The organism is Kangiella japonica (assembly GCF_039523535.1).
GTDB classification, from domain to species: Bacteria; Pseudomonadota; Gammaproteobacteria; order Enterobacterales; family Kangiellaceae; genus Kangiella; species Kangiella japonica.
Genome location: NZ_BAAAFM010000003.1, coordinates 511,495 through 530,894, shown reverse-complemented (window position 1 = coordinate 530,894; position 19,400 = coordinate 511,495). Strand labels below are relative to the sequence as shown.

The following is a 19,400-nucleotide window of genomic DNA, read 5'->3' as shown; positions in this document are numbered from 1 at the left end:
AGTAAACCTTGATTATAGTTTGAATATTGGTCTGCCCGTCATTTCATCAGGAATCGGCAAATCCATCAAGCTTAATAATGTAGGCGCTAAATCAGACAAGACGCCATCAGCAACCACAGGCTCGGCCTTACGACCAATATATAATAACGGCACCGGCTTGCTGGTGTGTGCGGTATGAGCTTGACCAGTCTTAGCATCCGCCATTTTCTCGGCATTGCCGTGATCCGCGGTAATTAAAGCTTCGCCACCAACTTCTTCAAGCGCCTCAACAATTCGGCCGATGCACTCGTCTAATGCCTCAATAGCTTTAACCGTAGCTTCAAAATTACCGGTATGACCGACCATGTCAGGATTGGCAAAATTACAGATAATAGCGTCGTATTCTTTATTTTTTATCACTTTAACCAAGTGATCCGTCACCTGTTTCGCGTTCATTTCAGGCTGTAAATCATAAGTCGCCACATCTGGAGAAGGGATAAGCTCACGATCTTCGCCGGCGAATGGAGTCTCAACGCCACCGTTAAAGAAAAAGGTCACATGCGCATACTTTTCTGTTTCGGCTATTCGTAATTGCTTTTTGCCGAGCTTCATTAAATGCTCGCCAAGCACATTGTTCATGCTAATTGGTGGATAGGCAACCGATGCATCAATATCTGTAGCGTACTGAGTTAGCATCACAAAATCCGCCAGATTAGGGCGGCTTTTGCGTTCAAAACCGTCAAACTCATCGTTAACAAATGCTTTACTGATCTCACGCGCACGATCGGCACGATAATTCATAAAGATAATACTGTCGCCGTCTTCAATTGGAGCTGCTTCGCCAATGATGGTCGCTTTGACAAACTCGTCATTTTCATCGCGTTCGTAAGCTGCTTTTAGTGCGCTTACGCCATCAAGGTATTGGTATTCAGATTCTGAACGAGTCAACATATCGTAAGCCAACTCTACGCGTTCCCAGCGGTTATCACGATCCATGGCATAATAACGACCGACCATACTGGCTAGGCGACCGACGCCAACTTCTTGGCAGACTTTATCCAGCTTGACCAGGCTCGCTTCTGCACTACGCGGTGGCATATCGCGACCATCTAAGAAAGCATGGATATAAACTTTTTTCGCGCCACGCTGTTGGCAAAGCTTAATCGCCGCATGAATATGGTCTTCATGGCTATGAACGCCACCCGGTGATAAAAGGCCCATCAAATGTACTGCTTTGTCTTTGCTCACGGCCTTATCGATAGCCTTCACAAGAGCTTCATTATCGAAGAATTCACCCGTTTCAATGGCCTTGCTGATGCGTGTGTAATCTTGGTAAACCACACGACCTGCGCCAAGGTTAAGGTGACCGACTTCGGAGTTGCCCATTTGACCTTCAGGCAGACCAACGTCGGTGCCTGAGCCAGAAATCAGGGTATGGCTATAGTGATCCCAATATTTGTCCCAGTTGGGGGTATTGGCTGCCATGATGGCATTATCTTTTGGATCTTCGCTATATCCCCAACCATCGAGTATGATCAGGGCAACAGGTTTTGGGCTATTACTCATGAAGTTAGATAAAATGACGAACTTATAAGCTATTGTATCGTGCAAGCCTTATGGAAGCTAGGGCAATAGAGACTGGGAAGAGTCCAATCAGCCCTCGAGCCCGCTACAGCTTGTTACAAAATCTAGAAAAAATAGATTGAACGAAGACTAGCGTTCATTCTATATTGAAAGCTTACAATTATTTTAATAACGAAATATTTAAGTCCAAATATTTAAAAATCATTATTTAAAACATAGAAAAGAGGAATCTATTAATGTTCATGGAACTTGTCATTGCGCTTGTCGCGCTAGTTGTCATCGGTATTTTCTTAGGCGTCAAAACCGTCACCCAGGGTAACCAATATACCGTTGAGCGATTTGGTAAATATCGTAAAACGCTACCGCCAGGCCTACATGTCATCATGCCAATCATTGACCGCATCGGCGCCAAGGTAAACATGATGGAACAAGTGCTAGATATCCCAGCACAACAAGTGATTTCACAAGATAACGCGACGGTGACTATCGACGCCGTATGTTTCTATCAGGTTGTCGACCCAGTGAAAGCGACTTACGAGGTGAATCAGCTTCACCGTGCCATGCAAAACCTGGTTATGACCAACATCCGTACCGTTCTAGGTAGTATGGACTTAGATTGGATGTTGTCGAAGCGTGACGAAATCAATGCGCGTATTTTGACTATCGTGGATGAAGCAACAAATCCGTGGGGGGTGAAAGTTACACGTATCGAAATTAAGGACATACTACCACCACATGACTTAGTAGAAGCCATGGGGCGTCAGATGAAAGCGGAACGTTTGAAGCGTGCGCAGATTCTAGAAGCTGAAGGCACCAAGCAGGCGGAAATTCTAGAAGCAGAAGGTGAAAAACAAGCACAAATTTTAACCGCCGAAGGTGCCAAAGAAGCTGCCTTCCGTGAAGCAGAAGCGCGCGAGCGTCAAGCCGAAGCAGAAGCTAACGCAACGACTATGGTATCGAAAGCAATTGCTGAAGGTAACGTGCAGGCGGTTAACTACTTCGTCGCGCAAAAATACGTCGATGCACTGGGCAAGATTGCCACTTCTGACAACCAAAAAGTCCTAATGCTACCGCTTGAAGCTTCATCGGTGATCGGCTCGGTTGCCGGTGTCGCTGAGATTGCTAAAGAAGCATTCAGCAAAAATAAATAACGACAACGATTAAGTTATAGATTAGCCACAAGGGGATACTATGGAGTTCTTCTCAAACGCAGAATATTGGCACTGGATGGTGTTCGGACTGGTGCTACTCATTCTAGAAATGTTCGCGCCTGGAGCAATTTTATTATGGTTAGGAATTGCCGCCTTAGTGGTCGGTACCTTGCTATTGTTTTTAGGAGAACACTTTAGCCCCGAGTGGCAGTGGATAGTCTTTTCTATCTTCTCCGTGGTCAGTATCGTCGTATGGCGCAGCTACAGTAAAAAACACAAACTTAACGAACCAGAAGACGACAGCTCGCTGAACAACCGCGGCAAATCACTTATCGGCCAAACCTTCACCCTCGCCACCGCTATCGAAAACGGCGTCGGCAAAGCAAAAGTTGGCGACACCTACTGGCGCGTAACAGGCCCGGACACACCCCAAGGTGAAAAGGTCAAAGTCGTTGGCTTTGAAGGTGCGACCTTAAAGGTAGAGCAGTTGTAGTAAAAGTGTTTCTTGTTTTTATTATTTCTGCAGTCATCTAGGCGTTCTTGATTGCCTGGGTCAGAGTTAATTATTTAGAAGAGAAATATATTCTGTCCCCTCCATTACTTATGAAAAAAATTATTATATTAATATTATGTGTCCCCTTTGCTGGCGGTTTTTGCCACAGAAGGGGCTGAAGGATTAGATTGTCACAATTCTTACATATTGAGTGAAAGTAAAGAAAGCCTAAATTGTGCTGTGGCCTACTATGAGAAAAAAGTAGAAAATCATAACAATAATGATGACAGGCTTACATTAGGAAGCTTATATTTCTTATCAAATCAAAAAGATAAAGCGATAGAGTTATACGAGCAAGTGAGAGGTGATGAGAAGAGTGGAGATGCCTCCTATAATTTGGCTCAAGTATATTACTCAGAAAGTAAAGGTAATAAAGACTTGAATAAGGTTAAAATGTATCTGAAGGAGGCGGCGGATGCAGGAATAGCGCAGGCTCAACTAGAGCTTTCATATATGTACTCTACGTATTTAATGAATAAGGACTTTAGCAAAGCAGTTAAATACTTGACTGATGCTGCAGAAAACAATGAAAAATATGGCGATGGATATGTTAGTGAAACAGTAATTAAGGCTCAGTTTATTTTAGGGAAGATCTATCTTGATGGAATGTGGGGTGTTGAAAAGAACAAAAACAAAGCAAGTTATTGGATAGAGCTTTCCTCAAAAAATCAGGCAAATAAAGATTATGGAGTGAAATAAGGGGAGTAAATTTAGAAATAAATGGGCAGAGTTAATTATTTAGAAGAGAACCGTACTCTGACCCTATAGCTACTGACCCTATTGCTCCATTACTCGGAGTAAACTCATAAATGTACTCTGATCCCATTATTCCAAGAGAAAATATACTCTAACCCCATTATTCGAAGAGATATAGGTAGGTCTACAATAAAAGTAGTTAGGTAAATTTTAGTTACTTTGATCCTTTTGTATATAAAAAAATGTAGTTTTCTCTATGCGTTTTTGAATTAACTATAATTTTTTAATTGCAGGCCTGCATAGAAGTTGTGAGCTTCATTACAAAATTAAGATTTGTCTTTGAAAAAATGGAATTTTCCTGATTAGTATACCTTGGTCCAACATTGGGCTTAATAATTAGAATATTGAAGAAGGAAAATGAGAAATGAAAAAAACACCATTAGCTTTAAGTGTCATGATGGCGGTTGGATTTGGTTCTGCACAGGCAGGTGAGTTCATTGCTGCGAGTAACTCTAGTAATGCAATCAAAAATCAATACATCGTTGTTCTGAAAGATTCTGCGGTAGAAAAGCAGCAGGAAAATTTTGGCGCCAAGTCAATTTTTAACGCTGTTGACTATATGAATACAACGCTGAGTAATCGTTACAATGCTAGAGTTGAGCGGACTTTCAAAAATGTATTAAACGGTGGGGTTTTCAGTATGACTGAAGCACAGGCAAAGGGCTTGGCTAAACACCCTGAAGTTGAGTATGTTGAGCAAGACCAAAAGGTGAGCATCAGCGCTTCGCAAAGTAACCCTACGTGGGGACTTGATCGAATTGATCAAAGAGACTTGCCTTTGAACAATGTTTATAACTATAGCACTACTGCCTCTGGTGTACACGCTTATGTGATCGATACGGGTGTTTACACAGCGCATAGTGACTTTGGTGGAAGAGCATATAACGGCTATGATTTTGTGAGTAATGACAATATTGCAAATGACTGTAATGGCCACGGTACACATGTCGCTGGAACAATCGCTGGTTCAACTTATGGTGTTGCGAAACAAGCCAAAGTTTATGGCGTAAGAGTTCTTGATTGTAATGGTAGCGGTAGTTGGTCAAATGTCATCGCTGGTATGGACTGGGTTGGTAACAACCACAATAATCCTGCTGTAGCGAACCTTAGCCTTGGTGGTGGTGCTTCAAGCAGTATCGACAATGCGGTTCAAAACCTCGTTAATGATGGGGTAACAGTAGTTGTTGCAGCAGGTAATAGTTCAGCCAACGCATGTAACTACTCACCAGCAAGAGCCGCTAACGCAATCACAGTAGGTTCTACAACATCAAGTGACTCACGTTCTAGTTTCTCAAACTACGGTAATTGCTTAGATATTTTTGCACCAGGTTCAAACATTAAGTCTGCATGGCACAATGGTGGTACTAATACAATTAGCGGTACCTCTATGGCTGCTCCTCATGTTGCCGGTGCTGCAGCGTTGTATTTACAAAATAATCCAAGCGCCACTCCTAGCCAAGTCACGAACCATATTACTAGTAATGCGAGCTCAGGTAAGGTAAGCAATGCTGGCTCTGGTTCACCAAATCTATTGTTGTATACAGGTACAGGGGGAAGTACTCCGAGTGGGCCAACAATTACTTCCATGCATACAGTGTTTATGAATTGTCAGGCTTATCAGTCACAACATGAAGTGATGTGGGAGTCTTCGCCTTCAAACGGCATCTTAGAGTATGATGTTGATGTAAGACATAACGTTAGCAATACATGGCTTGACCACTCCAATGGTAAATATGGTTTCACCGTTGTTACAGCTAATAATAATAGCTACGTTGAAGTTCGGGTCCGTGGCCGTAATGCCAATGGATGGGGTGATTACAAGTCAACATATACTCGACGAATTGACTGTAACGGAAACACACACCCGTTCTAAATCTTGTAACTATTCAGAACAAGAAAGGCCACTTTATGTGGCCTTTTCTCGCGACTTAAAAAGTCGATAATGTTGAGTATTGGTTGAACAAAAAGAGTTGAGGCTGGCACAGTACAATATAACTTCCTAATATAGAAAAAGCCCTCTTGCGAGGGCTCTTTTTTAAGCGGCGTCTTTTTGACGTAGGCTTGTTTGACTTTCTTCGTATATCTTTTCGAGCTTACTTGAATTAGCAAGTAAGTATTCGAACGATGCTAGCGATGCTTTAGAGCCTTCGCCCATGGAAACGACGATTTGTTTGTAAGGCACAGTGGTGACGTCGCCGGCGGCATAAATACCTGGCTGGGACGTTTCGCACTTTTCGTTAATCACGATTTCGCCAAACTTAGTGGTTTCGACGACTTCGCCTAAGAACTTAGAGTTAGGCACTAAGCCAATTTGCACAAAAACACCATCAAGTTCAACACTGTGGTTAGTTTCCGTCGCTCTATCGGTGTATTCGATAGAGGAAACCTTGCCATTGGTCGCGTGAATCTCTTTAGTTGCGACGTTCTTTAAAATGGTAATATTATCTTTTGCTTCGGCTTGGTCGACGAGTACTTTGTCGGCTTTAAGCTCTGGCATAAATTCAAAAACCGTAACGGATTTTACAATACCGGCTAAGTCTAGTGCCGCTTCGATACCTGAGTTACCGCCACCAATTACTGCAACATCTTTGCCTTTAAAGAATGGTCCATCACAGTGTGGGCAGTAGGCCACGCCATTACCGACGTTTTCTTTTTCGCCAGGAATACCCAGCTCTCTCCATTTAGCACCAGTGGCGATAGTCATGGTTTTACTGTCGATGACTTCACCTGACGATAGCGTTATGGTTTTGATGTCGCCTTGCTGAACATCAGTCACTCGTAAGTGCTCTTTAACGGTAATATCGTATTCGTTTAGATGTGCCTGTAATGCGCCTGATAATTCAGGACCTGTAGTTTTTGGCACAGATATGAGGTTTTCGATACCCATAGTGTCTTTCACCTGACCACCAATGCGATCAGCGATTAAGGTTACTTTTAAGCCTTTGCGTGCGCTATAAATCGCTGAGCTGACGCCTGCTGGTCCGCCACCAATAACGACCACATCTTGTAAAGGTAGCTTCTCAGCGGAATCCGCTTTTGCAATCGATGGATCTTGCTCTAGCAATTTATCAATGAGTTCTGCCGCGGTAACTTTACCGTTGGCAAACAATTCACCGTTCAAGTAAACACTAGGTACGCCCTGAATATCGCGCTCTTCGATAACGTCTTGGAACAAGCCGCCGTCGATCATTTCTGCTGAAATGTTAGGGTTAATCACAGCAAACTGGTTTAAAGCTTGCACCACGTCTGGACAGTTATGACAGCTAAGGCTGACAAAAACTTCGAACTTCATATCTTGGTCAATATTTTTGACCATGTTTTGTAATGAGCTGTCGAGTTTAATTGGAGATCCTGCTGCTTGCAGAACCGCTAATACTAGCGAGTTAAACTCGTGGCCCGATGGGATGCCTGAAAACTGGATCCCTGAATTTTCACCATCAACTTCAATTAGGAAGCTGATTGGACTGCGAACTTGCCCCTTTAGGTCACGTTCTTCAAATTGAACCTTGTCGCTAACGCTAGCAAAGCTCTGCAAAAAGTCTTTAAGTTCATCACGCTTGGAATGCTCACCAGTTTGCAAGACGAAAGTCACCGTCTTCTGCAAATCTGCGGTATAGCCTTTCAAAGCTTCTAATATTTGTTTGTTTAGCATAGTGTGTTCCTGCCTTGCAAAATTGACTGAGGAAGTTTTGATGTTAATGATAAAACTGAGTCAGTCGCGAGTGATTTAGGATGCTTGGTGAGCAGCGGAGCTCACCAAGCTTTTACAACAATTATCTATAAGTAGATGTGTTGGAGACTTGGGTCGGTTTTAGATTTAACCGACCTAGATCTTACCGACTAGATCTAACGAAGGAGCTAAAGTTTCTTCGCCTTCTTTCCAAGCCGCTGGACATACTTGACCAGGGTTGTCGCGTACATACTGAGCTGCTTTAATCTTACGAACCAACTCTTCAGCATCACGACCAACACCTTCAGCAGTAATTTCCATAACCTGGATGACACCGTCTGGGTCTACTACGAATGTACCGCGATCTGCAAGACCTTGGCCTTCGCGCATAACGTCGAAGTTACGAGTAATTTCGCCTGTTGGGTCACCAATCATGGCATAGTTAATTTTGCCAATGGTGTCTGAAGTTTCGTGCCATGCTTTGTGCGTGAAGTGGGTGTCTGTTGATACAGAGAAAACTTCCACGCCGCGGCTCTTAAGTTCTTCATAATGATCCGCTAAGTCGCCTAACTCAGTAGGACAGACGAATGTAAAGTCTGCTGGGTAAAAGAAAAATACTGCCCACTTGCCTTCGATGTCTTTGTTAGAAACTTCAACGAACTCGCCGTTTTTAAATGCTGTTGCTTTAAAAGGTTTAATTTCTGTGTTGATAAGTGCCATGTATGGCCTCCTATTCGTTAATATTGGGTTCTTTGTGAGTACGGGGAAGAGTATAGGAATTGCTGGTGGTTTAGTAAATTTGAATAAGTTGAAGATGATGTTCTATAATTGTGAATTATGGTTATCGGTGGGATAAATACTAATGGTGTCATTTAAACAGTTGGTTTACGCGTTAACCGTTGAGGAGACGCTACATTTCAAGAAGGCCGCGGAGCGATGCAATATCAGCCAGTCAGCGTTGAGTACCGGCCTGAAGCAGTTGGAAGAGCATCTGGGTTTGCAAATCTTCGAGCGCGATAATAAAAAAGTTTTAGTCACGCCATTAGGGCAAGAAGTGTTAAAGCGCGCTCGAGAAATCATGCTACAGGTAAATTCTCTTGATGAACTTGCTGAAGGAATCAAGCAACCACTGAGCTTCCCGATATCCGTTGGTGTTATTCCTACTATCGCGCCTTATTTGCTGCCAAAGATCTTCCCTTTATTGCACGAGCAATATCCAGAAGCGGAGTTGCGTATTGTCGAAGAACAGTCCCATGTGCTGGTTGATATGGTGCGAAAAGGGGAGCTCGACACTGCTATCCTTGCGTTGCCTTATGCGCATGAAGGCTTGTTGGCCTTGGAGTTTTGGCAGGAAGACTTTTATTGGGTAACGCTAAAAGGCGATCGGTTTAGTGGTAAAAAAGAGGTGACCAGCGACGAGCTAATGCAAAGTAACTTGATGTTGCTAAAAGAAGGACACTGCCTAAAAGATCATATCCTAGATGCATGCAAGCTTACGGATAAGCAGGCGGAGCATGGTTTTGGCGCAACCAGTCTTAATACTTTGATACAAATGGTATTAGGCCGCTTAGGCACAACTCTGATTCCCGCCATGGCAATGGAGCAGCTCATATCGCAAAACAAAGAACTCATTGCTGTGCATTTAAGCGAGCCTGGTCCTCATCGACGTATTGCCTTTCTCATACGACCGAATTTTACAAGAATGGGCAGCGTGGAGGCTCTAAAACAAATCTGTAAGCAGGCGCTTAGTGGAAAGTAAGTAGAGAGGCTCTAAATAAAGGGCAAATAATGTGCAAAAAATAGTCACTTTAAGCCGGCTCAATGGAGTGACTTCAAATATCATTAGTGCAAAAGGCTCTTAAGCTATATAGATACTGGGCGAATGGATAGTTTTGTGTATAATGCAATGTTCTAATTTCCAGTATCATTTTGACTTAGGTTTTCTGGCAAATGCAGCAATTATTTGAATTTTTTGGCAATCATCCGTTTCTAGGCTCGGCCTGGTTAGCGTTCGCACTATTACTTCTGATTAGTATCATCAAAACCCTGACCAGTGGCTCTAAGTCATTGACTCCTCTACTAGCTACGCAAATGATTAATAAAGAAAATGCGCAGGTGGTGGACTTGAGATCTGTTGCTGACTTTAATAAAGGCCATATCCACGGTTCGGTAAACATACCCTTCACCAAGGTCAAAGATAGCGTTAAGGACCTTGAAAAATATAAGCAGGTCCCCATAATTATGGTCTGCAACACTGGAATACAGTCTGGAAGCGCAGCGATTACGTTACGCAAGTTTGGCTTTAACCAGGTGCACAAACTCAAAGGCGGTATTCAGTCTTGGAGTGGCGATAATTTACCACTAGTTAAAGGGTAATCAATCAATGGCAACAGTCGAAATGTACACCAAGCAGTTTTGCCCATTTTGTGTGCGAGCAAAACATCTGCTTGAGAAACTAGATGTCGATTACAGCGAAATTGCAATTGATGGCGACAGTGAATTGCGTGACAAAATGATTGCAATTGCGGGTGGCCATACGGTTCCGCAAATTATTATTGACGGCAAGCCAATTGGTGGATGTGATGATCTATATGCATTGCATGCCGCAGGTAAACTAGAGCCAATGTTGGAAAGTTAGATCCATTATTAAAATAAAACATTAAATATCAAAGAGAGTACAGTTATGGCAGAGAACGAAAATGCAGCAAACCAAGGCGAGCAGAAAGTAGAAACTCCTGAAGGTATGCAGTTAATGGTGCAAACTATTTATGCAAAAGACATTTCTTTTGAAGCACCAAATTCACCAGAAATCTTTTTAGAGCAGTATAAGCCTGAAATCAACGTTAATCTAAATAACCGCGTTAAAGATTTAGAAAACGACAGCTACGAAGTTGAGTTGCAAGTGACTGTAACTTCAAAAGTTGGCGAGAAAACTGCTTATATCGCAGAAGTTAAGTACGGCGCTGTTTATGGCATTAAAGGTATCGAAGACGAAGTTAGAGCACGTTTATTGAGAACTTTCTGCTGTGAGCAGTTGTTCCCATATGTACGTGAAGCTATCTCTGAAGCCGTATCGCGCGGTGGCTTCCCACGCTTCGTATTACAGCCAATTAACTTCAACGCTTTATATGAGCAGGCGCAACAGCAAGCTGCTCAGCAACAAGGTGAAGCAAACGCTTAATGGGCACTCCTAAGTCTTTTGCGGTTCTCGGCGCTGGGTCGTACGGAACCGCATTAGCTATTGTCCTAGCGGGTAATGGCCATCAGGTAAAGATGTGGGCGCGTGATGCTTCTCAAGCTGAGCGAATGCAAAGTGATTGCGAAAATGCTCGTTATTTACCTGATACCAAATTTCCTGAATCATTAGTGGTTTCTAGTGATATTGAGGAAGTCATAAAGGATTCTTCTGTAGTTCTAGTGGCGGTGCCGAGCCATGCTTTTCGGGCTGCTTTACTAACTATCAAGCCTTACTTAGATGGCACCACGCCTATCATATGGGCCAGCAAAGGCTTAGATCCCGATACCGGTGACTTGCTTGGTAATGTTCTAATCGAAGAGTTAGGCGCTGACCAACCTCATGCGATTTTATCAGGTCCCAGTTTCGCCAAAGAAATGGCCAACGGGATGCCAACGGCAATCAGTTTAGCCTCAAACGAAAGAGCTCTAGCTGAAGAATTAGCCCTAGATTTTCACAATGACCGATTCAGAGTTTATACCAGCACTGATGTGATAGGTTTGCAAATCGGCGGCGCAGTAAAAAATGTTGTGGCGATTGGTGCAGGTATAGCCGATGGTTTGGGCTTTGGTTCAAACGCACGTACCGCTTTGATTACTCGTGGACTAGCCGAAATGAAGCGCTTAGGTGTGGCTTTAGGCGGCAAAGCTGAATCGTTTAACGGTATGGCTGGCATGGGCGATCTGGTATTGACCTGCACCGATGATCAATCACGAAACCGCCGTTTTGGTCTGGCATTAGGGCAGGGGGGCGATCGAGAAGGTGCTGAAAAAGCGATCGGCCAGGTAGTGGAAGGCGTGCGTAACGCCCATGAAATTCACATGTTGTCTGAGCGTGTAGGTGTTGAAATGCCGATTTGTGAGGCGATTTATAAGATTATTTATGAGGGCGCCGATCCTAAAGCTGCCGCACACGAACTTCTCACGCGTGACTTAAAGGCTGAATCTTAAGTTACTGACAGCCTTCAAAGCCTAGCTGTCTCAGTGCTTCAAACGCCATAATGGCAGCGGTATTCGATAAATTCAAACTTCGACTACCTTCCTTCATAGGTATTCTCAACAGAGTAGTCGCTAACTCCTCTAAAATATGATCCGGCAACCCTCTGGTTTCAGGGCCAAAAATAAAGTAGTCACCATCCTTATACTCAATTTCATGATAATGCTTTTTACCTTTGGTGCTTAGGGCAAAGAGTCTTTGTGGTTGTTGCTGATTTTTAAAATCATCGAAATTTTCATGGATAATAACATTGGCCCACTCGTGATAATCAAGTCCAGCACGGCGCATACGCTTATTCTCTAGCTCAAAACCCAAGGGTTTAATGAGGTGTAGCTGAATACCTGTATTGGCGCAAAGACGGATAATATTGCCGGTGTTAGGCGGGATTTCTGGCTCAAATAATACGATATGCAGCATACTTATTCTTCTTTGGAATTGGGCTTTTGTTGCCAGTATTTTAATTTACGGCTTAAGGTATTGCGACCCCAACCTAATATTTTTGCTGACTTTTGTTTGTGTTCTTGAGTTAACCTTAATGCCGTTTCAGCAACAAATTGCTCAAATTGCTGCTGCATTTCGATCAAGACCTCTGCATTGCCTTGATGGTACTCACTATCAATGTGCTTTTCAGCATGCTGCAACCACAAAGGCAAATCACTGTCCGGCTTATGACTATTTATAGCGCGCTGGCATAAGTTGATGACATGGTTGATGTCAAAGGGTTTGGGCAAATAGTCAAAAGCGCCTAATTCATGGATTTTGCTACCCAGATCAGTATCGGCATAGGCGGTGATCATTATGACCGGAAGCTCAGGCCATTTCTGGATAATGGTTTCTAATAACTCAAGCCCGCTCATGCCACTCATTTGAATGTCGGTAATCACAAGTTGCGGCTTTTGCTCAGAAATAATACTAAGGGCTTGCTGGCCACTGTCACACGAGATTACCTTGAACTGCGCATTGTTCAGCGCTCGTGCCAAGACCCAGCGGATAGAGCTATCATCATCGATCACAAGGACCGTGTTTGAAGTTCCGATAGTATCAGTCATCAAGTGAGCCCAGTTGATGAGTTGTGGCGGCCACACTAGGCTTAAGTTCTTCTTGCGAAACCACCGGTAGATATATGCTGAAACAAGTTTTATCGGCGCTACTGTTAAACTCTATTAAGCCTTGCTGTTGCTGAATAAGGCTTTGGGCAATTCCAAGCCCGAGGCCACTACTGCTTTTACCGCTTATTAGTGGGAAGAAGATATTAGGCTGTAATTTAGGATCAATAGCTGGCCCGTTATTTTCAACCTGCACGCAAAGTGTCAGCGGGTACTGTGTCTCGCCGATTGTATGCCTAGGCAAAGCTCGAGTGCGCAAGGTAATGGTTGCATCATCTTGCTCATGACAGGCTTCTATGGCGTTTTGAGTGATATTCAAAATGGCTTGATAGACCGAATCGGGGGCGCACATAAACTCAGGAAGGCTAGGGTCGTAGTCACGTGTGAGCGTTATATTGCTCGGCAAGTTGAGCTGGCATAAATCAATAACCTGCTCAGTGGTTTCATGAATATTCATCATGACTCGTGTTGCCTTCTGAGTAGAAAGTAACATGCGATTGACCAGCTGTGTTAAACGCTCAGTTTCTTTCTGGATAATAGTGCTTAATTCGCCAATCCCTTGGCTGACTTCATTTGGAATACTGCTTGCGGTAGTTTCTTGACTGAGCAACTGTGCAGCGCCACGAATACCGCTTAAGGGCGTTTTAATTTCATGCGCTAGATTTTGTAATAGCCGTTCGCTGACTTGAGTTTGTTTGGACAAGCCTTGTGCAAAGCTACGATTGCGGAAGTACTGGGAGCTTTGCCACTCGACCAACAAAAAAGGCTCGTCAGCCATAAACCAGTTGCCAGATATATCGACCGATAACTCCTTGCCATTCAGAAGTTGGAGCTGGATATTGTCTTGTACAAATTGACCATTCTGGCGAAGCGCTTCGAGAATTTCGGCTAACGGAAGGCTGTCACTAGCAATAAAGTAACTATAACGCTTTCCTTTTAGAACCTTGTTGCTGGTGTTGAATGCTTTTTCGGCGGCTTGATTTAAGTATTGAAAACGCCCATGAGCATCGAAAAGAATCACTGATGTCGATAAATTATCTAAAAGGCGCTCAAAACGCATGGGCAATGTTACTCAAAACTGCAAGATATGAAGATTGGTTATTATAGCAGTAACGGCCAGATTTGCACCGTTTTGGTGCGAATGGCGGCTGTTAACGTTTTTTGCGTCTATTCTGATTTAGGCGTGATGCAATAAGCGCATGGAAGCTAACAGTGTCGGAGGATTGAACAGCCTCACCACTATCATCGTCAATAATCACCGCTTGTAGTTGATGAGTACCGCGCTCGACATCTGAGAGGTTGAAGTAAGGAATCTTTTGCGCTTGCCCTGTATTATTGCCATCCATTTTGAGCTGCACGCTATGGTTTGGCCTGAGGTTTGGAGTGACAGCTACTATGACATTAATCCTACCGTCATTAGCTCTAATACCTTCGTCATCCTTAGGTGTGTCGATGGCGAGAACTTCGTACTGAAATTCTTTTTCATCAACCATTTCTGTTGGTTGGCTTATTGATGGCGCTTTAAATGTCGGCTTAGGTGTAGAAACCACATTAACATCTGTTTTTACAGTGATGGGTTTAGAGCCTGGGATTGGTTTGTCGGTAAACACCACGTTGCCATCTTTATCTATTTTTTTGTACATAACCGTTTCTTTAGCTAAAACAGCTAATGAACAACTGGCTAGGACAAATAGCGAAAGAACTGTCAAATATAATGACTTCATGGGGCTTCCTTTAAATTAAACACTCTCTCTAGTATCTAAAACTGTGGTAGTAGTGTCAAAACAAAAAAGCCCGGGCTGTGCCGGGCTTTGCAATACAGACGAATCCACGCTAATCAATTACAGACTGTAATATAAGTCGAATTCAACCGGAGATGGCGTCATTTTTAATAACTCAACATCACCACGCTTTAAATTGATATAAGCGTCGAGCATATCATCAGAGAAAACACCGCCACGCGTTAGGAACTCACGATCGTTATTCAGTTCATTAAGTGCCTCTTCTAACGATCCTGCAACCTGCGGGATAGATAAGGCTTCTTCAGCCGGTAGATCGTATAAATCTTTATCCATAGCATCGCCAGGGTGGATCTTGTTCTGAATACCGTCTAAGCCGGCCATCATAAGGCCAGCGAATGCCAAGTAAGGGTTGGCCATAGGATCAGGGAAGCGAGCCTCGATACGGCGCGCTTTTGCACTGTTTACGTGAGGTATACGAATTGAGGCCGAACGGTTCTTTGCCGAGTAAGCTAGCATCACCGGGGCTTCGAAACCAGGAACCAAACGTTTGTAAGAGTTAGTCGAAGGATTGGTTAGCGCATTAAGTGCTTTGGCGTGCTTAATGATACCACCAACAAAGTACAATGCTTCTTCTGATAGACCTGCGTATTTATCGCCGGCGAAGATGTTTGTGCCTTCTTTGGCCAGTGACATGTGGACGTGCATACCCGAGCCATTATCTCCTGCTAGTGGTTTTGGCATGAATGTAGCCGTTTTGCCATAAGCATGAGCGACGTTGTGAACAACGTACTTTAGGATTTGAGTTTCATCCGCTTTTTTTACCAAAGAGTTAAATTGAGTTGCGATCTCGTTCTGGCCGGCTGTACCAACTTCATGGTGATGCGCTTCGATGACTTGCCCCATACTCTCTAAAACTAGACACATTTGTGAGCGTAAGTCTTGCGATGAATCGACAGGAGGTACTGGGAAGTAACCACCTTTGACGCGCGGGCGGTGTGCAGTGTTGCCACCTTCATAGTCTTTATCAGAGTTCCAAGCAGCTTCAGGATCGTCAATTTTATACGATGAGCCGCTGATATCTGTTTTGAATTTAACGTCTTCAAAAATGAAGAATTCAGGTTCAGGGCCGAAGAAAGCTGAGTCAGCGATTCCTGTAGACTTTAAATACTCTTCGGCACGACGTGCAACAGAACGTGGGTCACGATCGTAACCGGTCATCGTTGCAGGCTCTAGGATATCGCAACGAAGCAACATGGTCGTGTCTTCGTAGAAAGGATCGATAAGGGCTGTTTCAGTATCTGGCATAAGAACCATGTCTGACTCGTTAATTCCTTTCCAGCCGGCAATTGAGGATCCATCAAACATTTTACCGTCTGATAGTAAATCTTCATCGACCACGCGTGCTGGAATAGTCACGTGCTGCTCTTTCCCTTTAGTATCCGTAAAACGTAAATCAACAAATTTAACGTCGTACTCTTCGATCATCTTCAAAACATTGTCAACTGACATTGGATCACACCCCGAAATAAGATTGAATTGAAACTGGCGTCATTATAACAAGGCGATGAATTAAAACTATGAATAAGATGGCTTCTAAAACAAGTCGCTGCACCAAAAGGGTGCAAAGGCAGGTGAAAAATAATAATGAAATAGATTAGAAATTATGGGTATTTTTCTGCTTATTAAATAAACAGCTGTGCGCTGTATTTAATGCAAGTAATTAAAAATAAAAGTTAATAAAAACAAGTGTTTAACAAAATCACATTAGGTTCCGCTTTAAAACATTAAAATGTAAATTTTGTTGACCGGCTAATTTTAATGTGGTACCTATAGCATACTCCAAGGCTGTATTTCGCCATGGCCCCTTCTTTGTGGGAGGCGAAAAATGGACTTGGTACAACAAAGAAAATTTACCAACTTATCTATAGGTAGGAATTTATGACTAACAAGACAATGATAGCTAAAGCTGTAAAAGTCGCTTTATATAGCGGTTTTGCTGCTTCTCTAGCTGTTAGCGCTCCAGCTTCTTTCGCTGCAGACGAAGATGGCGCTGAAGCAGAGAAGGTTATTGTAACTGGTTCTCGTTTAAAGCGTACAGACGTTGAAGGCGCAAACCCAATTACAGTAATCGACCGTGAGCAAATCGAACTTTCAGGTGAGATTTCAGCGGCAGAATTATTACGTAATACTACATTCAACACGACAGGTTCTTTCCGTCCACAATCTGGTTCATCAGCGCAAGGTGTTGCGATGATCGACTTACGTGGTATTGGTTCTTCTCGTTCATTAGTATTGGTAGACGGTCGTCGTTTGACTATGTCTCCATCTACTGGTTCAAGCCAAGATTTGAACTCAATCCCAATGGGTGCTATTGAGCGTATCGAAATCTTGACTGACGGTGCATCTGCGATCTACGGTTCTGATGCAATCGGTGGTGTTGTAAACGTTATTACTCGTAAAGATTACAACGGTGCTGAGTTAAGCCTTCAAAAAGGTTCTCCAAGCATCCCAGCAGACGGCGGTGACCGTGAAGCTGGCTCATTAACTTTTGGTTCTTCAAGCGACACTACAAGCGTTCTAGGTGGTATCTCTTGGAACAAGCGTGAAATCGTATTCCAACGCGACTTCCCATGGGTTGAGCCAGGCGTTTCAATCTACGGTAACAACTGGTCAGATACTGACTTCTCGAATGCATTCCAAGCAATCCCTGGTGGTTGTGAAGGTGAAAACTACTACCGTAATGGCGCTGCGTGTGCGTATAACTTTAACGCAACTAACGCTAACGAAGCTTCAACTACAAACGAATCTTTGTTCTTAAAAGCTAGTCACATGATCAATGATGACTGGGAGTTATATTCTAGCGCTACAATCGCTTCAAATGACTCGTTCGGTCGTTATGCTCCAATCCCAGATAGTAACTTCTTCCAAGGCTTTGCTATCGCTTCGGACAGCTATAACAACCCAACAAACCCAAATGCTTGGATGTATGACACTGCAAACAACCCAAATGCAGTTGCCTATGACCCGACTATTGGTGCAGCGCGTGACGTACACTTGTTCCACCGTTTCGCAGCTTTAGGAAACCGTGACAACACAGTAGAAAACCAAAACGTTGACTTCTTAGTGGGTACTACCGGTTATGTAGGTGACGTAGAGCTAGATTTCAGCATGCGTCGTGTTCGCAACCAAACAAACGAAATTGGTAACGGTTACCTAGCAGCACAGATTGCTTGGACATTCGTTAATGATTTCAACCCAGGTTATGATTCAGGTGGTGTTTTTGTTGGTGATAGCGCTCGTTATGGTTATGACATCCAAAACCCATTCTCAAATCCTGAGCAGGTATTGTCTGGTTCAAAAATCACAACTTCTCGTGTAAGTAAGTTCGACTTTGATGAAGTTGCTGCTTCTGCAAGCTTTGACATCGCAGAAATGGACGGTGGTACTGTTCAAATGTTCGTAGGTGCTGACCGTCGTGAAGAGCGTTACAGCGATCAATACGACGCACAATCAGAAGCTGGTCAAGTTGGTGGTTCTGCTGGTAACTCTGCTGGTGGTGGCCGTGACGTTACAGCTGCATACTTCGAAACAGTTCTTCCATTCACAGAAGACTTCGAAATCAACCTAGCTGGTCGTTTCGATGACTATTCTGACTATGGTAATGATTTCTCACCAAAAGTATCTTTCCGTTGGTCGTTAACTGATGAATTGCTACTTCGTGGTTCATACGGTGAAGGTTTCCGCGCTCCAACGTTAGATATCTTAACGCAGAAAACAGCTTTCTCAGCTGACCCTGTACAAGATGAGCAAACGTGTGTAGTGTTCGGTCAAGCTCCAGATTGTGAAGTTCAAATCAACGCTTACCGTATTGCTAACCCAGACCTAGAGTCAGAGCAATCAACTCAATACGCATTTGGTGTTGCTTACCAACCAACAGATTGGTTCAACATGGCGTTGGATATGTACAACATCGAAGTTGACAACCGTATTGCGTTCTTCAGCTCACAAAACTTGATTAACCGTGAACAAGCTGGTGACCCAATCCCTCCAGGTCTTGGTGTAACTCGTCGTTCAAACGGTTCAATTGAACAAATCCTAACAGGTTATGGTAACGAAGGTGATCTTGAAACTCGTGGTGTTGATTTGAACACTCGTTTCAACTTTGACTTTGAAGATGCTGGCCGTTTAACAACTAACTTCCAAGTTAGCTGGATTGACGAACTTTCAATCGACGGTGGTCGTAACTTAGTGCGTGACCCAGGTACTCCTCAATGGCGTGCAGCGTTACAAAACACTTATAACATCAACGACTTCACAATCGCATGGAACGTAAACTCAATCGGTGGTCAATACACTGACGTAGAAGCTGTTCCTGGTGATGATGGTGTTGGACGTTCTGGTAACATGGGTGTTTGGACAACTCACGATTTACAAGTGAGCTATGCAACTCCATGGGATGGTCAAATTGCCGTAGGTGCTCAAAACGTATTTGAGAAGTACCCTACTATCGAAGACTTCGATGGTCGTGAGTACAACTACTACCTATACAATGGCTATGGCCGTGTAGCATATGTTCGTTATACTCAAACTTTCTAAGTTAGAGATTAACATGACATAAAAAAGCGGGG

Annotated in this window: 18 protein-coding genes; 10 read left to right on the top strand and 8 right to left on the bottom strand. The window is 43.5% G+C overall.

Annotation, left to right across the window (positions count from 1 at the left end; genetic code table 11):
- Positions 1 to 12: 12 nt before the first annotated feature.
- A complete protein-coding gene (gene gpmI, locus ABD128_RS05860) occupies positions 13 to 1,545 on the bottom strand; it encodes a 2,3-bisphosphoglycerate-independent phosphoglycerate mutase (protein WP_343987903.1) in 1,533 nt (510 codons plus the stop codon).
- Positions 1,546 to 1,799: 254 nt separating this feature from the next.
- On the opposite strand from gpmI, the gene ABD128_RS05855 reads away from it, so the two are divergent.
- The 4 genes from ABD128_RS05855 (at position 1,800) to ABD128_RS05840 (ending at position 5,896) form a co-directional block, all read left to right on the top strand.
- Complete coding sequence (locus tag ABD128_RS05855; protein WP_425545676.1) at positions 1,800 to 2,714, top strand: SPFH domain-containing protein; 915 nt, start codon at positions 1,800 to 1,802, stop codon at positions 2,712 to 2,714.
- A gap of 40 nt (positions 2,715 to 2,754) precedes the next feature.
- Positions 2,755 to 3,207, top strand: coding sequence for an NfeD family protein (locus ABD128_RS05850; RefSeq protein WP_343987900.1), 453 nt, complete (start codon positions 2,755 to 2,757; stop codon positions 3,205 to 3,207).
- A gap of 138 nt (positions 3,208 to 3,345) precedes the next feature.
- Positions 3,346 to 3,966 carry a tetratricopeptide repeat protein gene (locus ABD128_RS05845; protein ID WP_343987897.1) on the top strand — a complete coding sequence of 207 codons (621 nt, stop codon included), beginning with the start codon at positions 3,346 to 3,348 and terminating at the stop codon, positions 3,964 to 3,966.
- A gap of 421 nt (positions 3,967 to 4,387) precedes the next feature.
- Positions 4,388 to 5,896 (top strand): S8 family peptidase, encoded by a 1,509-nt coding sequence (locus ABD128_RS05840; RefSeq protein WP_343987894.1) that lies wholly within the window; start codon positions 4,388 to 4,390, stop codon positions 5,894 to 5,896.
- A 162-nt stretch (positions 5,897 to 6,058) separates the two neighbouring features.
- On the opposite strand, the gene ahpF is transcribed toward ABD128_RS05840, so the two are convergent.
- Both ahpF and ahpC read right to left on the bottom strand, forming a co-directional pair.
- A complete protein-coding gene (gene ahpF / locus ABD128_RS05835; protein WP_343987891.1) occupies positions 6,059 to 7,675 on the bottom strand; it encodes an alkyl hydroperoxide reductase subunit F in 1,617 nt (538 codons plus the stop codon).
- Positions 7,676 to 7,849: 174 nt separating this feature from the next.
- On the bottom strand, positions 7,850 to 8,413 hold the full coding sequence (gene ahpC / locus ABD128_RS05830; RefSeq protein WP_343987888.1) for an alkyl hydroperoxide reductase subunit C: 564 nt from the start codon (positions 8,411 to 8,413) through the stop codon (positions 7,850 to 7,852).
- 142 nt (positions 8,414 to 8,555) lie between these two features.
- Here ahpC and ABD128_RS05825 point away from each other — a divergent pair, with 142 nt between their 5' ends.
- The 5 genes from ABD128_RS05825 (at position 8,556) to gpsA (ending at position 11,878) form a co-directional block, all read left to right on the top strand.
- Entirely contained in the window at positions 8,556 to 9,452 is an 897-nt protein-coding gene (locus ABD128_RS05825) for a hydrogen peroxide-inducible genes activator (RefSeq protein ID WP_343987886.1), read from the top strand.
- 191 nt (positions 9,453 to 9,643) lie between these two features.
- Positions 9,644 to 10,069, top strand: a complete 426-nt coding sequence (locus ABD128_RS05820) for a rhodanese-like domain-containing protein (protein WP_110199617.1) — start codon at positions 9,644 to 9,646, stop codon at positions 10,067 to 10,069.
- Between the two features lie 7 nt (positions 10,070 to 10,076).
- The gene (gene grxC / locus ABD128_RS05815; RefSeq protein ID WP_343987881.1) at positions 10,077 to 10,331 is read left to right on the top strand and encodes a glutaredoxin 3; all 255 of its coding nucleotides are present in this window, start codon (positions 10,077 to 10,079) and stop codon (positions 10,329 to 10,331) included.
- Positions 10,332 to 10,376: 45 nt separating this feature from the next.
- Entirely contained in the window at positions 10,377 to 10,874 is a 498-nt protein-coding gene (gene secB / locus ABD128_RS05810; RefSeq protein WP_343987878.1) for a protein-export chaperone SecB, read from the top strand.
- Entirely contained in the window at positions 10,874 to 11,878 is a 1,005-nt protein-coding gene (gene gpsA / locus ABD128_RS05805; protein ID WP_343987875.1) for an NAD(P)H-dependent glycerol-3-phosphate dehydrogenase, read from the top strand. The genes secB and gpsA overlap by 1 nt, the downstream gene beginning before the upstream one ends.
- 1 nt (position 11,879) lies before the next feature.
- Here the strand turns inward: gpsA and trmL are convergent, their stop codons facing one another.
- The 5 genes from trmL to glnA form a co-directional block, all read right to left on the bottom strand.
- Entirely contained in the window at positions 11,880 to 12,341 is a 462-nt protein-coding gene (gene trmL, locus ABD128_RS05800) for a tRNA (uridine(34)/cytosine(34)/5-carboxymethylaminomethyluridine(34)-2'-O)-methyltransferase TrmL (RefSeq protein WP_343987873.1), read from the bottom strand.
- A gap of 2 nt (positions 12,342 to 12,343) precedes the next feature.
- Positions 12,344 to 12,973 (bottom strand): response regulator, encoded by a 630-nt coding sequence (locus ABD128_RS05795; protein ID WP_343987870.1) that lies wholly within the window; start codon positions 12,971 to 12,973, stop codon positions 12,344 to 12,346.
- The gene (gene glnL / locus ABD128_RS05790) at positions 12,966 to 14,090 is read right to left on the bottom strand and encodes a nitrogen regulation protein NR(II) (protein WP_343987868.1); all 1,125 of its coding nucleotides are present in this window, start codon (positions 14,088 to 14,090) and stop codon (positions 12,966 to 12,968) included. Before glnL ends, ABD128_RS05795 begins: the two co-directional genes overlap by 8 nt.
- Positions 14,091 to 14,181: 91 nt before the next feature.
- Entirely contained in the window at positions 14,182 to 14,754 is a 573-nt protein-coding gene (locus ABD128_RS05785; protein ID WP_343987865.1) for a DUF4124 domain-containing protein, read from the bottom strand.
- 117 nt (positions 14,755 to 14,871) lie between these two features.
- The gene (gene glnA / locus ABD128_RS05780) at positions 14,872 to 16,281 is read right to left on the bottom strand and encodes a glutamate--ammonia ligase (RefSeq protein WP_343987862.1); all 1,410 of its coding nucleotides are present in this window, start codon (positions 16,279 to 16,281) and stop codon (positions 14,872 to 14,874) included.
- Positions 16,282 to 16,710: 429 nt separating this feature from the next.
- Here glnA and ABD128_RS05775 point away from each other — a divergent pair, with 429 nt between their 5' ends.
- Positions 16,711 to 19,368, top strand: coding sequence for a TonB-dependent receptor plug domain-containing protein (locus ABD128_RS05775; RefSeq protein ID WP_343987859.1), 2,658 nt, complete (start codon positions 16,711 to 16,713; stop codon positions 19,366 to 19,368).
- Positions 19,369 to 19,400 lie beyond the last annotated feature (32 nt).

Coding starts and splice junctions, on each gene's coding strand:
- gpmI (WP_343987903.1), bottom strand. CDS start 1,545: ATGAGTAATAGCCCAAAACCTGTTGCCCTGATCATACTCGATGGTTGG.
- ABD128_RS05855 (WP_425545676.1), top strand. CDS start 1,800: ATGTTCATGGAACTTGTCATTGCGCTTGTCGCGCTAGTTGTCATCGGT.
- ABD128_RS05850 (WP_343987900.1), top strand. CDS start 2,755: ATGGAGTTCTTCTCAAACGCAGAATATTGGCACTGGATGGTGTTCGGA.
- ABD128_RS05840 (WP_343987894.1), top strand. CDS start 4,388: ATGAAAAAAACACCATTAGCTTTAAGTGTCATGATGGCGGTTGGATTT.
- ahpF (WP_343987891.1), bottom strand. CDS start 7,675: ATGCTAAACAAACAAATATTAGAAGCTTTGAAAGGCTATACCGCAGAT.
- ahpC (WP_343987888.1), bottom strand. CDS start 8,413: ATGGCACTTATCAACACAGAAATTAAACCTTTTAAAGCAACAGCATTT.
- ABD128_RS05825 (WP_343987886.1), top strand. CDS start 8,556: ATGGTGTCATTTAAACAGTTGGTTTACGCGTTAACCGTTGAGGAGACG.
- ABD128_RS05820 (WP_110199617.1), top strand. CDS start 9,644: ATGCAGCAATTATTTGAATTTTTTGGCAATCATCCGTTTCTAGGCTCG.
- grxC (WP_343987881.1), top strand. CDS start 10,077: ATGGCAACAGTCGAAATGTACACCAAGCAGTTTTGCCCATTTTGTGTG.
- secB (WP_343987878.1), top strand. CDS start 10,377: ATGGCAGAGAACGAAAATGCAGCAAACCAAGGCGAGCAGAAAGTAGAA.
- gpsA (WP_343987875.1), top strand. CDS start 10,874: ATGGGCACTCCTAAGTCTTTTGCGGTTCTCGGCGCTGGGTCGTACGGA.
- trmL (WP_343987873.1), bottom strand. CDS start 12,341: ATGCTGCATATCGTATTATTTGAGCCAGAAATCCCGCCTAACACCGGC.
- ABD128_RS05795 (WP_343987870.1), bottom strand. CDS start 12,973: ATGACTGATACTATCGGAACTTCAAACACGGTCCTTGTGATCGATGAT.
- glnL (WP_343987868.1), bottom strand. CDS start 14,090: ATGCGTTTTGAGCGCCTTTTAGATAATTTATCGACATCAGTGATTCTT.
- ABD128_RS05785 (WP_343987865.1), bottom strand. CDS start 14,754: ATGAAGTCATTATATTTGACAGTTCTTTCGCTATTTGTCCTAGCCAGT.
- glnA (WP_343987862.1), bottom strand. CDS start 16,281: ATGTCAGTTGACAATGTTTTGAAGATGATCGAAGAGTACGACGTTAAA.
- ABD128_RS05775 (WP_343987859.1), top strand. CDS start 16,711: ATGACTAACAAGACAATGATAGCTAAAGCTGTAAAAGTCGCTTTATAT.